10 protein-coding genes are annotated in these 13122 nt (G+C 65.5%); 4 read left to right on the top strand and 6 right to left on the bottom strand.

The features are described 5' to 3' along the window. Positions 1–319 precede the first annotated feature (319 nt). From ACFW6D_RS30610 to ACFW6D_RS30595, 4 genes are all read right to left on the bottom strand, one after another. A complete protein-coding gene (locus ACFW6D_RS30610; protein WP_379333884.1) occupies positions 320–1999 on the bottom strand; it encodes an ABC transporter ATP-binding protein in 1680 nt (559 codons plus the stop codon). Further along, complete coding sequence (locus ACFW6D_RS30605; RefSeq protein ID WP_379333882.1) at positions 1996–2925, bottom strand: ABC transporter permease; 930 nt, start codon at positions 2923–2925, stop codon at positions 1996–1998. The genes ACFW6D_RS30610 and ACFW6D_RS30605 overlap by 4 nt, the downstream gene beginning before the upstream one ends. After that, positions 2918–3844 carry an ABC transporter permease gene (locus ACFW6D_RS30600; protein WP_379333880.1) on the bottom strand — a complete coding sequence of 309 codons (927 nt, stop codon included), beginning with the start codon at positions 3842–3844 and terminating at the stop codon, positions 2918–2920. The genes ACFW6D_RS30605 and ACFW6D_RS30600 overlap by 8 nt, the downstream gene beginning before the upstream one ends. A 64-nt stretch (positions 3845–3908) precedes the next feature. Beyond that, positions 3909–5507: an ABC transporter substrate-binding protein gene (locus ACFW6D_RS30595; RefSeq protein ID WP_379333878.1), complete on the bottom strand. Its 1599-nt coding sequence runs from the start codon at positions 5505–5507 to the stop codon at positions 3909–3911. Between the two features lie 386 nt (positions 5508–5893). Here ACFW6D_RS30595 and acs point away from each other — a divergent pair, with 386 nt between their 5' ends. The 4 genes from acs to ACFW6D_RS30575 all read left to right on the top strand — a co-directional run bounded on the left by acs (position 5894) and on the right by ACFW6D_RS30575 (position 10751). After that, a complete protein-coding gene (gene acs / locus ACFW6D_RS30590; protein WP_379333876.1) occupies positions 5894–7846 on the top strand; it encodes an acetate--CoA ligase in 1953 nt (650 codons plus the stop codon). A 148-nt stretch (positions 7847–7994) separates the two neighbouring features. Then, positions 7995–9224: a Na+/H+ antiporter NhaA gene (gene nhaA, locus ACFW6D_RS30585; RefSeq protein WP_379333874.1), complete on the top strand. Its 1230-nt coding sequence runs from the start codon at positions 7995–7997 to the stop codon at positions 9222–9224. After that, the gene (locus ACFW6D_RS30580) at positions 9221–9709 is read left to right on the top strand and encodes a phage holin family protein (RefSeq protein WP_379238662.1); all 489 of its coding nucleotides are present in this window, start codon (positions 9221–9223) and stop codon (positions 9707–9709) included. Before nhaA ends, ACFW6D_RS30580 begins: the two co-directional genes overlap by 4 nt. A 55-nt stretch (positions 9710–9764) precedes the next feature. Then, the gene (locus ACFW6D_RS30575) at positions 9765–10751 is read left to right on the top strand and encodes an alpha/beta fold hydrolase (RefSeq protein ID WP_379333872.1); all 987 of its coding nucleotides are present in this window, start codon (positions 9765–9767) and stop codon (positions 10749–10751) included. Positions 10752–11111: 360 nt separating this feature from the next. On the opposite strand, the gene ACFW6D_RS30570 is transcribed toward ACFW6D_RS30575, so the two are convergent. Both ACFW6D_RS30570 and ACFW6D_RS30565 read right to left on the bottom strand, forming a co-directional pair. Further along, the gene (locus ACFW6D_RS30570; protein ID WP_379333870.1) at positions 11112–12305 is read right to left on the bottom strand and encodes a MarP family serine protease; all 1194 of its coding nucleotides are present in this window, start codon (positions 12303–12305) and stop codon (positions 11112–11114) included. Positions 12306–12369: 64 nt separating this feature from the next. Continuing rightward, complete coding sequence (locus ACFW6D_RS30565) at positions 12370–13098, bottom strand: NUDIX hydrolase (protein WP_379333868.1); 729 nt, start codon at positions 13096–13098, stop codon at positions 12370–12372. Positions 13099–13122 lie beyond the last annotated feature (24 nt).

Raw genomic sequence — 13122 nt, 5'->3', positions numbered from 1 at the left:
CCGATGCGCATGCGCGAAGCGCGAGCAACGGCGGCTAACTCGCGGCCCCTCAGGGGCCGCGCTCGAGCGCGCCAGCGCTCCAATAAACACAGCCCCAAACCACACGGACTACCCACACCCCGTAGCCCTGCCGTACCAACCCAACCCAACCCGACCCGGAACCACTCAATCCCCGGCGCTATGCGACACAACCCGACCGGGACCACCAAACCCCCGAGCTGTGCGACACAACCCGTTTGGGACTACCCAACCCCCCGAGCACCTGCCGCACAGCCCCGGTCCCTTGCCACACAGCCCCGAACAGCCACCCACACCACCCCTACCCCGTCAACAACTCCCGCCCAGGAATCGCCTCGAGCAACGCCCGCGTGTAGTCCTCGCGAGGAGACGCGAACACCTCGTCGGTCGTGGCGGACTCCACCACCTTCCCCTCCCGCATAACCAGCACATTGTCCGCGATCTGCCGAACAACAGCCAGGTCATGAGTGATGAACAGGTAAGTCAGCCCCAGCTCGGCCTGAAGGTCGTTGAGCAGCGTCAGGATCTGCGCCTGAACCAACACATCCAGCGCCGACACCGCCTCGTCACACACCACCATCTCCGGCGAAAGTGCCAACGCACGAGCAATAGCCACCCGCTGACGCTGCCCACCGGACAACTCATTGGGATACCGCCGCAGCACCGACGACGGCAGCGAAACCTTGTCGAGCAGATCACGCACCACCGCCTCCCGCTCGGAAGGCGTGCCGATCTTGTGCACCCGCAACGGTTCCTCGATAGTCCGGAAGATCGAGTACATCGGATCGAGCGACCCATACGGATTCTGGAAGATCGGCTGCACCCGACGCCGGAACGCGAACGCCCCCTTGGCATCCAGCTTCGCAACATCCTTACCGTCGAAAGACACAGTCCCCGAAGTAGGTTCGAGCAGCCCGAGCACCATCTGCGCGATGGTCGACTTGCCGGAACCCGACTCACCGACGATCGCCGTGGTCGTCCCACGACAGACCGTGAAACTCACATCGTCGACCGCCACGAAATCAGCCGACTGCCACGGCCGCTTACCGCGAATCTTGAACGCCTTGGACAGGTTCCGCACATCGAGCACGGTGTCGGGCAACGCCTTCTCCGCGCCCGCAACCTCGACAGCCTGCGCACGCACCTCGGCCCGCTGCCGCGACGACGACATCCGCGAAGCCGCCAACGACGGCGCCGAGTTCACCAGCTTCTTCGTATACGCGTGCTGCGGATCGCGCAGAATCTGCAGCGCCGGACCGGATTCCACCACCTTGCCGCGATACATCACCACCAGATGCTCGGCGCGTTCCGCGGCGAGACCGAGGTCGTGGGTGATCAGCAGTACCGCAGTCCCCAGCTCGGTGGTGAGCTGTTCGAGATGGCCGAGGATCTGACGCTGGACCGTCACGTCCAACGCCGAGGTCGGCTCGTCGGCGATCAGCAGTTTCGGCCTGCACGACAGCCCGATGGCGATGAGCGCGCGCTGACGCATACCGCCGGAGAACTCGTGCGGGTACTGGTTCACGCGGCGTTCGGCATCGGACATGCCCGCCTCGGCGAGCAGTTCCACCGAACGTTTGCGAGCCTGATCACCCTTGGCGATCCCGTTGGCCACCAGGGTTTCCCGGATCTGGAAGCCGATCTTCCACACCGGGTTCAGGTTCGACATCGGGTCCTGTGGGACCAGGCCGATGCCGTTGCCGCGGATCGCGACGATCTCCTTCTCCGACGCCTCGGTCAGTTCCTTGCCGTCGAACACGATCGAACCGCCGGTCACCTTGCCGGAGCCGGGCAGCAGGTCGATGATCGCGTGCGCGGTCGTCGACTTGCCCGAACCGGATTCGCCGACGATGGCAACGGTCTGGCCGGGATAGACGGTGAGATTCACCCCACGAACGGCGGGGATCTCCTTGCCGTCTGAGGTGAAACTGACGTCCAGGTCCCGGATTTCGAGCAGGGGTTCGGACTTGTCGAGGTTCATCGGGTGCGCTCCTTCGGATCGAGCGCGTCGCGCACCGCGTCACCGAGCATGATGAAGCTCAGCACTGTGATGGCCAGCGCGGTCGCCGGATAGAACAGGATCGGCGAGGTACGGATCTCGGTCTTGGCGCGGTCGATATCGGCACCCCACGAGACGATGCTGGGTGGCAGGCCGACGCCGAGGTAGGACAACGTCGACTCGGTGACGATGAAGACGCCGAGCCAGATCGTGGCGACCACGATCAGCGGACTGGCCGAGTTGGGCAGCACGTGTTTCATCAGCGTGCCGAGTCGCGACACGCCCAACGCCTTGGCGGCGGTGACATATTCGCTGTTCTTGGCCTCGATCACCGCGCCGCGTGTGATGCGCGCGGCCTGCGGCCAGGTGAAGGCGACCAGGATCGCCACGACCGTCATGATCCCGGCGGGCCGCAACAGCTGCAGCAGCACGATCGCGGCCAGCACCATCGGAATGGCGTAGAAGACTTCGGCGATGCGCGAGACGATCGTGTCGAGCAGGCCGCCGTAGAAGCCGGAGATCGCACCGAGAATGCCGCCGACGAGCAGGAACAACACCGCCGATGCGATGCCGACCGTCACCGACGCGCGCGCGCCATAGATGGTGCGCGCGAAGACATCACAGCCCTGCTTGTCGAAACCGAACGGGTGACCCTCGCGTGGGCCGTCCATGCCGAACTCGCCGAAGCACTGGCGCGGATCCTGGCTGGTGAACAGCGAGGGCCACACCACCACGAGCATGACGAACACGATCAACACCACCGAGACCAGGAACACCGGGTTGCGGCGCAATCGCCGCCACGCGTCGCCCCAGATGCTGGTCGGGGTGCCCGCGTCCTGGACGCGGTCGGTGGCGAGCACCTCCACCTCGTCGGCGGCGGCCACGAAATGCTGTTGCTTGTCATGCATAGCGGATCCTCGGGTCCAGTGCGGCATAGAGCAGGTCGATCACGAGGTTGACGAGCAAGAACAACACCACCAGCACCGTCACGAACGACACCACCGTCGGCGGCTCGCCGCGGATGATGGCCTGGTACATGGTGCCGCCGACGCCGGGAATGTTGAAGATGCCCTCGGTGACGATCGCGCCCGCCATCAGCGCGCCGAAATCGGCACCGAGAAAGGTGACGACCGGGATCATCGAATTGCGCAGAATGTGTACCGACACCACGCGACGGCGCCCGAGCCCCTTCGCCGTCGCGGTGCGCACGAAATCGGCGGATTTGTTCTCCGCCACCGAATTTCGGGTCAGGCGAAGCACATAGGCGAACGACAGCGACCCGAGCACGAACGCGGGCACGATCAACTCGCTCATACTCGCTTTACCCGTGACGGTGACCGGGGCGATCCCCCACTTCACGCCGAGCAGGAATTGCGCGAGATAACCCACCACGAACACCGGCAGCGCGATGATCACCAGGCTTGCGATCAGCATGGTGGAATCGAACAGCTTGCCCTTGCGCAACCCGGCGATCAAACCGAACACGATGCCGAAGAAACCTTCGATCAGCACCGCGAGAAACGCGAGTTTGATGGTGATCGGGAACGCGCGTTCGAGCTCGTCACGCACCGGCCGGCCCGAGAACGAGGTACCGAAGTCTAAAGTGACGATCCCCTTCAAGTAATGCAGATATTGCATGATGAAAGGCTGATCGAGGTGATAGCGCGCGCGCAGTACCGCCTCGGCGGCGGGCGTCATCTGCTTCTCACCGGCCAGCGCCTTGATCGGGTCACCCGGAATCAGAAATACCATCGCGTAGATGAGCAGCGTCGCACCCAGGAATACCGGGATCATCTGGAGCAGACGCCGAAGTACGTACCAAGCCATCATTCTCCTGAAGAAAACGAAAGGGGCCGAGTCACATTCACGTGACTCGGCCCACTGTCGAGTTCTACTTCTCGATGTTCTCGAAGTCGAACAGGCCGTTCCAGCCGAGCTCGGCTTTGGTGACCTTGTCGGAGATACCCGCGGCGGCGACATAGTCGAACACCGGGATGTCGACCATTTCCTTCAGCATGATCGTCTGAGCCTGCGCGATCAGCTTGTAGGACTCCTCATTGGACGGCGCGGCCAGCGCGGCGTCGAAGAGGCGATCGACCTCGGGGTTGTTGAAGTTGACGTTGTTGGTCTCGGAATAGCTGTAGTACTGCGAACCGAGGAACTGCATCATCGTCGGGTAGTCACCCTGCCAGCCGTAACGGAAAGCGGTGCCGATGGTTTCGGCGGTCACCGCGTCACGGATGTTCTTGAACGTCGGCATCGGGTTGGCGACCGCGTCGATGCCGAGAGTGTTCTTCACGCTGTTGGCCACGGCCTCGATCCAGGCCTGGTGGCCGCCGTCGCTGTTGTAGGTGATGGCGTACTGACCCGACCACGGCGACATGGCGTTGGCCTGTTCCCAGAGCTTCTTGGCCTGGTCCGGGTTGTATTCCAGCACTTCCGAACCCGGCAGGTTGCCGTTGAAGCCCGGCAGGGTCGAGGCGGTGAAGTCCTTGGCCGGGTTGCGCAGGCCGTTGAAGATCTTGTCGGCGATCTGCGGGCGGTTGATGGCCATCGAGATGGCCTTGCGGCGCAGAATGCCTTCCTCACCGGCGAAATGCGGCACGTTGGTCTGGATGCCGATGTGCTGGTTCTGCGCGGTCGGCTTGGTGATCGCGCGGTCGCCGAGATCGTTCTTGTAGCTGGTGATCGCGCTGTCGGGAATGGTGTCGAGCGCGTCGAGATTACCGGCCTGCAGATCCGCGTAGGCGGTGTCGTAGGACTGGTACATCACGAAACTGATGCCCTTGTTCTTGGGCTTGCGGTTACCGGGATAGTCCGGGTTGGGCTTCACGTCGATCTTGACGTTGTGCTCCCAGGTTTCCAAGGTGTATGGGCCATTGCTGACCGGCTTCTCGCCGAAGGCCTTCATATCCTTGAACGCCACCTCGGGCAGCGGATAGAACGGCGTGTAACCGAGTGCGCTCTCGAAGTCGATCGACGGCGCCTTCAGATCGACGGAGAAGGTGCGATCATCGATCACCTTCAGACCCGACATCGTCTTGACCGTCGACTTCTCGGCGCTCACTTCGTCGAATCCGGCGATGGGGCTGTACGCGTAGCTCTGCAGCTGCGCGTTTTCGGCGGCAGCGCCGTAGTTCCACGCGTCGACGAACGACTTGGACGTCACCGTGGTGCCGTCGGAGAATTTCCAGTCCGGCTTGATGGTGATCTTGTACGACTTGCGATCGGTCGTCTCGATCTTCTCCGCCATCTCGTCGTGGGCTTCACCGTTGGCGTCGTAGTACTTCAGCCCGGCGAACAAACGGTCGACGATACGTCCGCCCATGTTCTCGTTGGTGTTGCTGGGCACCAACGGATTCTGCGGTTCACCCGCATTGGTGGTGACGATGCTCGAATCAGCACTGTCGTCGGACGAGCACGCGGTGAGACTGAGGCTTGTGGCCGCCAGTCCCGCCGCGACCAGCGCGGTCGCTCTGATGAATCTCAACGCTCTCTCCCGGTTCAATTCCGTGGCTAACGGTCGGAGGTTAGCGGCTCGCGGCCGATTTTTCAGCGATCCGTGCCATTTTCACTTGACATGTATCAATACGGTTACTCGGTGGAAACGCAGGAAAATTTGCCGAGCCCCTCATGTTCGGCAGAAAAATATGAACAAAAATCGGAACCATCAGCTGAACGGTTGACTAAAAAACGATAGCCCGCGACCGGCCGGTCTGTCCGCGAAGTCATCGGATGAACTAGCCCTATTGACCGGCGTGAAACATCGCCGCGACAACGGGCCACCCCGGTGCGGGCAGTTGACTACTGTCGAGACAGCCGGACCGCACCCCGGCGACCGACCCGACCGCACCAGGCATGTGAGGCTGAACCGACGTGACCGAAACTGCTGCAGGACACCAGGACTCGTTTCCGCCGAGTGCCGACTTCGCCGCCGCCGCCAACGCGGACGCCACGCTCTACGACCGAGGCCGCACCGACCGCGACGGCTTCTGGGCCGAACAGGCCAACCGCCTGCACTGGCACAAGCCCTTCACCGAGGTGCTCGACTGGACCGACGCACCGGTCGCGCGCTGGTTCGGCGACGGCGAGCTCAATGTCGCCTACAACTGCGTCGACCGCCACGTCATCGACGGGCACGGCGACCAAGTCGCCATCCACTGGGAGGGCGAACCGGGCGACTCGCGCGACATCACCTATCGCGAACTGCTGGCGGAGGTCTCGCGGGCGGCGAACTATCTGACCGAGCTCGGACTCGAGGCCGGCGATCGCGTCGCCATCTACATGCCGATGGTGCCCGAGGCGATCGTGTCGATGCTGGCGTGCGCGCGGCTCGGGCTCACGCACTCGGTGGTGTTCGCGGGATTCTCCCCCACCGCCTTGCGTCAGCGAGTCGACGATGCCCAGGCCCGGCTGATCATCACCACCGACGGTCAGTGGCGGCGTGGTAAGCCCGCCCCGCTCAAGGAGGCCGTCGACGAGGCGCTGTCGGCCAAGGGTGACGTGCCATCGTCGGTGGAGCATGTGCTCGTGGTGCGCCGGGTCGGTACGGAGGTGCCGTGGACCGACGGGCGCGATCTGTGGTGGCACGAAACCGTCTCTGCTGCTTCGCCTTCACACGAGGCGCAGGCCTTCCCCGCCGAGCATCCCCTGTTCATCCTCTACACCTCCGGCACCACCGGAAAGCCCAAGGGAATCCTGCACACCACCGGCGGCTACCTCACCCAAACCGCCTACACCCACCACAACGTCTTCGATCACAAAGCAGGACAAGACGTCTACTGGTGCACCGCCGACATCGGCTGGGTCACCGGACACAGCTACATCGTCTACGGACCCCTCGCCAACCGCGCCACCCAGGTCGTCTACGAAGGAACACCCAACTCCCCCAACGAACACCGCCACTTCGAGATCATCGAAAAATACGGCGTCACCATCTACTACACCGCCCCGACGTTGATCCGCACGTTCATGAAATGGGGACGCGAAATCCCCGACGCCCACGACCTGAGCACTTTGCGGCTGCTCGGCTCGGTCGGTGAACCCATCAACCCCGAAGCCTGGCGCTGGTACCGAGAAGTCTTCGGCGCCAACAAGACTCCCATCGTCGACACCTGGTGGCAGACCGAAACCGGCGCCATCATGATCTCCCCACTGCCCGGCGTCACCGCCACCAAACCCGGCGCCGCGATGGGCCCACTGCCCGGCATTTCCGCGACGGTCGTCGACGAAGAGGGCAAACCGGTGCAGCTCGGGGAGACCGAGGCCAACGGGTACCTCGTGCTCGACAAGCCGTGGCCGTCGATGCTGCGCGGCATCTGGGGCGATATGGATCGCTACCGGTCCACCTACTGGGAGCGCTACGCCGAGCAGGGGTGGTACTTCGCCGGCGACGGCGCCAAGCTCGACGCCGACGGTGACCTGTGGGTGCTCGGCCGGGTCGACGACGTCATGAACGTGTCCGGGCATCGCATCTCCACGGCCGAGGTCGAGTCCGCGCTGGTCGGGCATCCGGCGGTGGCCGAGGCGGCGGTGGTCGGCGCGACCGACGCGACGACAGGGCAGGGGATCGTCGCGTTCGTCATCCTCACCGGTTCGGCTACCGCGGCCGAGGGGCTCGTGGCCGAGCTGAAGGCGGAGGTGTCCAAGGAGATCAGCCCGATCGCGCGGCCGCGCGAGATCCACATCGTGCCAGAGCTGCCCAAGACCCGCAGCGGCAAGATCATGCGCAGGCTGCTGCGCGACGTGGCAGAGGGGCGCGAGCTCGGCGACACCTCGACGCTGGTCGATCCGGGCGTTTTCGAGGCCATTCGCACGTCGAACAACTGACGGTGCCGGGCCGGTGACACCCGAAGTCACCGGCCCGGTCCGTTAGGATCGCCGCAACTGGTGTGCCGGGAAGTCTGGTCGGCATGCGGTCGTCCATCGAGTCGATGAGCGCCCGCAGCAGCGTCGACCCCTGCCGGAAGGCTTGCCCTTGATCACGCGCGTTCGCTCCGAGCTCAACCGCTATCTACGCACCGAAACCGTCGGCGGCGCACTGCTGCTCGTGGCCGCCGCGGTGGCCCTGATCTGGGTGAACTCGCCCTGGGGCGCGAGCTATCAGACGCTGATCGACACCCACCTCGACATCCCCGCGCTGCACCTGGACCTCACGCTGGCCGACTGGTCCAAGGACGGGCTGCTCGCGATCTTCTTCTTCGTCGCCGGGCTCGAACTCAAACGCGAGTTCGTGGTCGGCGAGCTGGCTGATCCGAAACGGGCCGCGCTGCCGATCATCGCCGCGGTGGGCGGGGTGATCACCCCGGCCGTGATCGCGCTGGTGGTCGGCCACGGCGTGCCCGGTATGGAAAACGGCTGGGCCATTCCGGTGGCCACCGATATCGCCTTCGCGCTCGCGATCCTCGCGATGACCGGCTCGCGGATCCCCACCAGCGCGCGGGTGTTCCTGCTGAGTCTGGCCGTGGTCGACGATCTGCTCGCCATCGTGCTCATCGCGGTGCTGTTCACCGCCTCGCTGTCGCTGCTGTGGCTGGCCGCCGCCGTCGCCTGCTGCGGTATGTGGGCGCTGGCGCAGAAATTCCGGCTGCACACGCCGCTGTTCTACATTCCGGTCGCGCTGGTGTGCTGGTACGCGCTGCACGAGGCGGGCATCCATCCCACGCTGGCCGGTGTGGCGCTCGGGCTGCTCACCAGGGTGCGCAAGGACCCCGGCGAGAAAACCGCGCCCGCCACCCACCTCGAGCATGTGGTGCAACCGATCTCGGCCGGGTTCTGTGTACCGGTGTTCGCGCTGTTCGCCTCCGGTGTGCCACTCAACGGCGCGGTGTTCGGATCGCTGTTCACCGACCGGCTCGCACTGGCGATCATTCTCGGCTTGTTGCTCGGCAAGACGATCGGAATCTTCGGGGTGAGCTGGGTCGTTATCAAGCTCGGATGGGCGAAACGCCCAGCCGGACTGGAGTATCGCGACATGTTCGCCCTGTCGGTACTCGGCGCGATCGGGTTCACCGTTAGCCTTCTGGTGGCGGAACTCGCGCTCGCCGACGTCGGCACCGAGGCTGTTGATCTTGCCAAGGCCGCCGTCCTGGTTACCTCGATGGCAGCATCACTGCTCGGATCGGCGCTACTGTTGCGCCGAGGACGTGTGCACCAGGCGCGCCGCGATGCAGACCAGTTACCACAGGGAGAAGGGTCGACGAAGTGAGTTACACCCAAGGCGGAAATGACGGTCGGACGGTCACCTCGATCCCGTTGACCGACGCCAATCCGCCCGGATCGGCCAGCATCGGCAGTCTCGTGCGCGATGCCACCGAGCAGATGTCGACGCTGGTGCGCGCCGAGGTGGCACTGGCCAAGGCCGAGGTCACCGGCGAGATCAAGAAGGGGCTCACCGGCAGCGTCTTCTTCATCCTCGCGCTGGTGGTGCTGCTGTTCAGCTCGTTCTTCTTTTTCTTCTTCATCGCCGAACTGCTCGACGTGTGGCTGGCTCGCTGGGCCGCGTTCCTGATCGTTTTCGCGCTGATGGTCCTGGCCACTGTGGGGCTCGCGCTGCTCGGCTGGCTCAAGGTCCGCAAGGTGCGCGCGCCGGAGAAGACGATCGGCTCGCTCAAGCAGACCGCAGAGGTGCTGCCCGCCGCATTCGCCCATCGTGAGACCACTCCGTCGCTGGAGAAGTCGAGCAACCGATGACGCGCCGGGCGGGCCCGGTCGCAACAGCCCTACCCGCCCACTAGGCTCGATCGGCGTGTCGTCCAACTCATTCCCGGATCCCTCCAGCGTCCGTTTCGACGGACCGTGGACCCACCGGGACGTGCACGCCAACGGAATCCGCTTCCACGTCGTCGAAGCCGACGGTACGGACCGCTCCGAGGCGCCCCTGGTGTTGCTGCTGCACGGTTTCGCCGATTTCTGGTGGTCGTGGCGGCATCAGTTGACCGGGCTCGCCGACAAGGGGTATCGCACCGTCGCGGTCGATCTGCGCGGCTACGGCGATACCGACAAACCACCGCGTGGCTACGACGGCTGGACCCTCGCCGGTGACATCGCCGGACTGATCCGGGCGCTCGGGCACACCGAGGCCACGCTCGTGGGTCACGCCGAGGGTGGCCTGGTCTGCTGGGCCACCGCGGTGCTGCATCCGCGACTGGTCCGCTCGATCGCACTGGTCAGCTCGCCGCATCCGGCCGCGCTGAAAAGCGCCGTCCTGCGCGATCCGGCCCAGCGCGCCGCCTGGCTGCCCGATTTCCTGCGATATCAGCTGCCGCGCTATCCGGAGAACCTGCTCACCCGGCGTGGCGGGGCCGAGGTGGAGCGGCTGCTGCACGATCGGGTCGGTGAATCCTGGTCCGGGAGTGCGGAATTCGTCGAGACGGCGTCGCGGATGCGGCATGCCATCCGGATTCCAGGGGCCGCGCACAGTGCGCTGGAATATCAGCGGTGGGCGTTCCGCAGTCAGTGGCGGCCCGACGGTAAGCGGTTCATGGCGACGATGCGTACGCCGATCGATATCCCGGTGCTGATGCTGCGTGGGGAGCAGGATCCTTATCTGCTCGATGCGACGTTCCAGCGTGGGGAGGCCTTATCGCCGAATCGGACGTTGGTGTCGATTCCTCGTGCCGGGCATTACGCGCATCAGGAGAACCCGAGCAAGGTCAACGAGGTGCTGACCACGCGGTGGCGTGAGCAGAACGGGGTGAACGGGTCGCCTCACGACGACCTTGTTTCGCCTTGAGTTGGTGCTCGTGGGGGTGACTGTGTTGGGTCAGGGCATAGGGGGTTTGACCGAGTCCTGGTAGGTGGGGGCTGTGTTTTTGGAGCGCTGGCGCGCTCGAGCGGGGCCCCGGAGGGCCCCGATCTTCCCTCCCTGCGGGTACTCCTTCGTCGCACCCTCCGGTCAGTCCAGATCGGGGCGGGCCCCTTTGGGTAGAGACAGCCTGGTGATTACCCGACCCGAGGTTGTCAGCGCATCGTCGCTACGCATCTACGCTCACCCGACCCAGGATGTAGAACATCGTTGGTCGCTACGCATCCGCCCGACCCAGGATGTAGACATCGGTGGTGGCTCGTCGCAGTGGCGGGGTCCGGGAGTGGGTCAGCTCAGTACGCAGGCTCCCGTGTCCACGGCTGTGGTGCTGGGGGCGGCTGCGGCGAGTTCGGAGGCGACCTCGTTGAGGGTGAGGACGTAGCCGGTGTCGTCGTCGGTTACTGCTGCACCGAAGACGACGCCGAGTAGTTGGCCCTCGTCGTCTACCAGGGGGCCGCCGGAGTTGCCTGCGCGGACCTGGCCTCGGACGGTGTAGACCTCGCGCTCTACCTCGCCGTTGCGGTGGATGGTCGGGCCGGTGAGGTCGAGGGTCTGGCGGATTCGGGCGGCGCTGGCGGTGTAGGGGCCGCCGCCGGGGTAGCCGAGCACGATCGCGCTGTCACCCGAGTTCGCGGGCGCGGGGGCCTGGTTCAGAACGGGGGCAGCGAGGCCGGGTACGGCCAGGACTGCGATGTCCTTGGACGGGTCGAACAGCACCACGGTGGCATCGAGCGCGCCCTGGGAGGTGTCGACCGAGACAGTGTTGGTTCCCGCGACCACGTGCGCGTTGGTCATCACGCGTTCCGGCGCGACGACGAACCCCGAACCTTCCAGCGCCCGCTGGCAGCTGGGTGCCGTACCGCGGATGCGCAGGACGCTCTGCTGCAGCGAAGCCGCAACCGGGCTCGCCAGGACCGACGGGTCCGGTGGTTCGACGGCGGCGATCGGAGCACGGCCGAACGGGCCGATCACATCGGGCAGCCCGGACGTGTCGAGCAGCTTGGAGAATTCGTTGGGGACCTTGCGCAACCAGTCCGGTGCCACCGAGTTGACGTCGGCGAGCACCTTCGACCCGTTGATCGCGGCGGCGACCGCGGGTTGGGATGCGGTGGCCAGCGGGAGCGCGAGCAGCCAGGCCGCGACCAGCACGGTCACCGCCTGCAATACCGCGCCGACGACGCTGTCCACACTGCGCGCGACCGGCTGACGGATGCTGGTGCGCGCGGCCCGGCCGAGCACCATGCCCGCGACCTCGCCCACGATCACCAGCAGCACGATCAGCAGAATGCCGCCGAGTACCCGGCTGCGGCCCTCACTGAGGTGCTTGAGGATGTGCGGTGCGATCAGAATGCCGGCGACCGCGCCCAGCGCGACGCCGAAGAACGCCAGCGCCGAAGCCACCGCGCCCTGCCGCCAGCCGGTGGACGCCGCGACGAGCGCGATCAGCACCACCGCGATATCGAGCCACACCGAGGCACTCATGCTTCCACCTCGCCAGCGGACTCCGGCACGACCGGAGTGGCGGCTGCACGAATCTGCCGCTCGCTCACAGGGTCATTCCGACCGCAGCCAGCGAGCTCTCCAGGTCACGCACGTCGCCCCGATCCCAGTCTTGTTCCCACCCAGCGGATTTGATGATGCCGGCGAGGATACCGCCGGTGAGTCCCCACACCAACATGCCATCGACCTGGAACGCGGGGCTCTGGTAGCCGAGACTGCCACGGACCATGAATCTGTGTGCCGGATCGAGCAATTCGGTGAGCGGCACACGCACGACACGCTCGGTTTCGCCCTGATCCACGACGCGAACCTCGCTGGGTGCTCGCCAGTAGCCGAGCACCGGAGTGACGTCGAATTTCGACGGCGGGACGAACAGTTTCGGCAGCACCGCGAACGGTGCGACACCGGCCGGGTCGAGTCCGGTTTCCTCGACGGCTTCGCGTAGCGCGGTGCCGATCGGGCCGTCGTCGCCGGGGTCCGCGGCGCCGCCCGGAAACGCGATCTGGCCGCTGTGCTGGCGCATGGTCGAGGCGCGCTGGGTGAGCAGCACGTCGGCGTCGGCGGGTAGGCCACCCGGCGCGGTCTCGTCGGGTTCGGGCGATCCGCCGAACAGCACGAGCACCGCGGCCTGGCGCGGTTTGCCCGTGACGGACATCGCCCGGCGCAGCATGCGGGACTTGGCGAGGGTGTCGTCGGCGTCGGGGCCGCCGGATCTGATCGCGGTGCGCAACCACGAGGGAACGCCGGAATCGTCGAGCCTCGCTACATCGTTCACGCCATCGCCTTCGATCCGCACGCC

Origin of the sequence: Nocardia sp. NPDC058705, from assembly GCF_042749305.1 — a bacterium.
Classification (GTDB): Bacteria; Actinomycetota; Actinomycetes; order Mycobacteriales; family Mycobacteriaceae; genus Nocardia.
The sequence above is the reverse complement of the archived record's forward strand: the minus strand, read 5'-3'. Positions and strand labels throughout refer to the sequence as shown.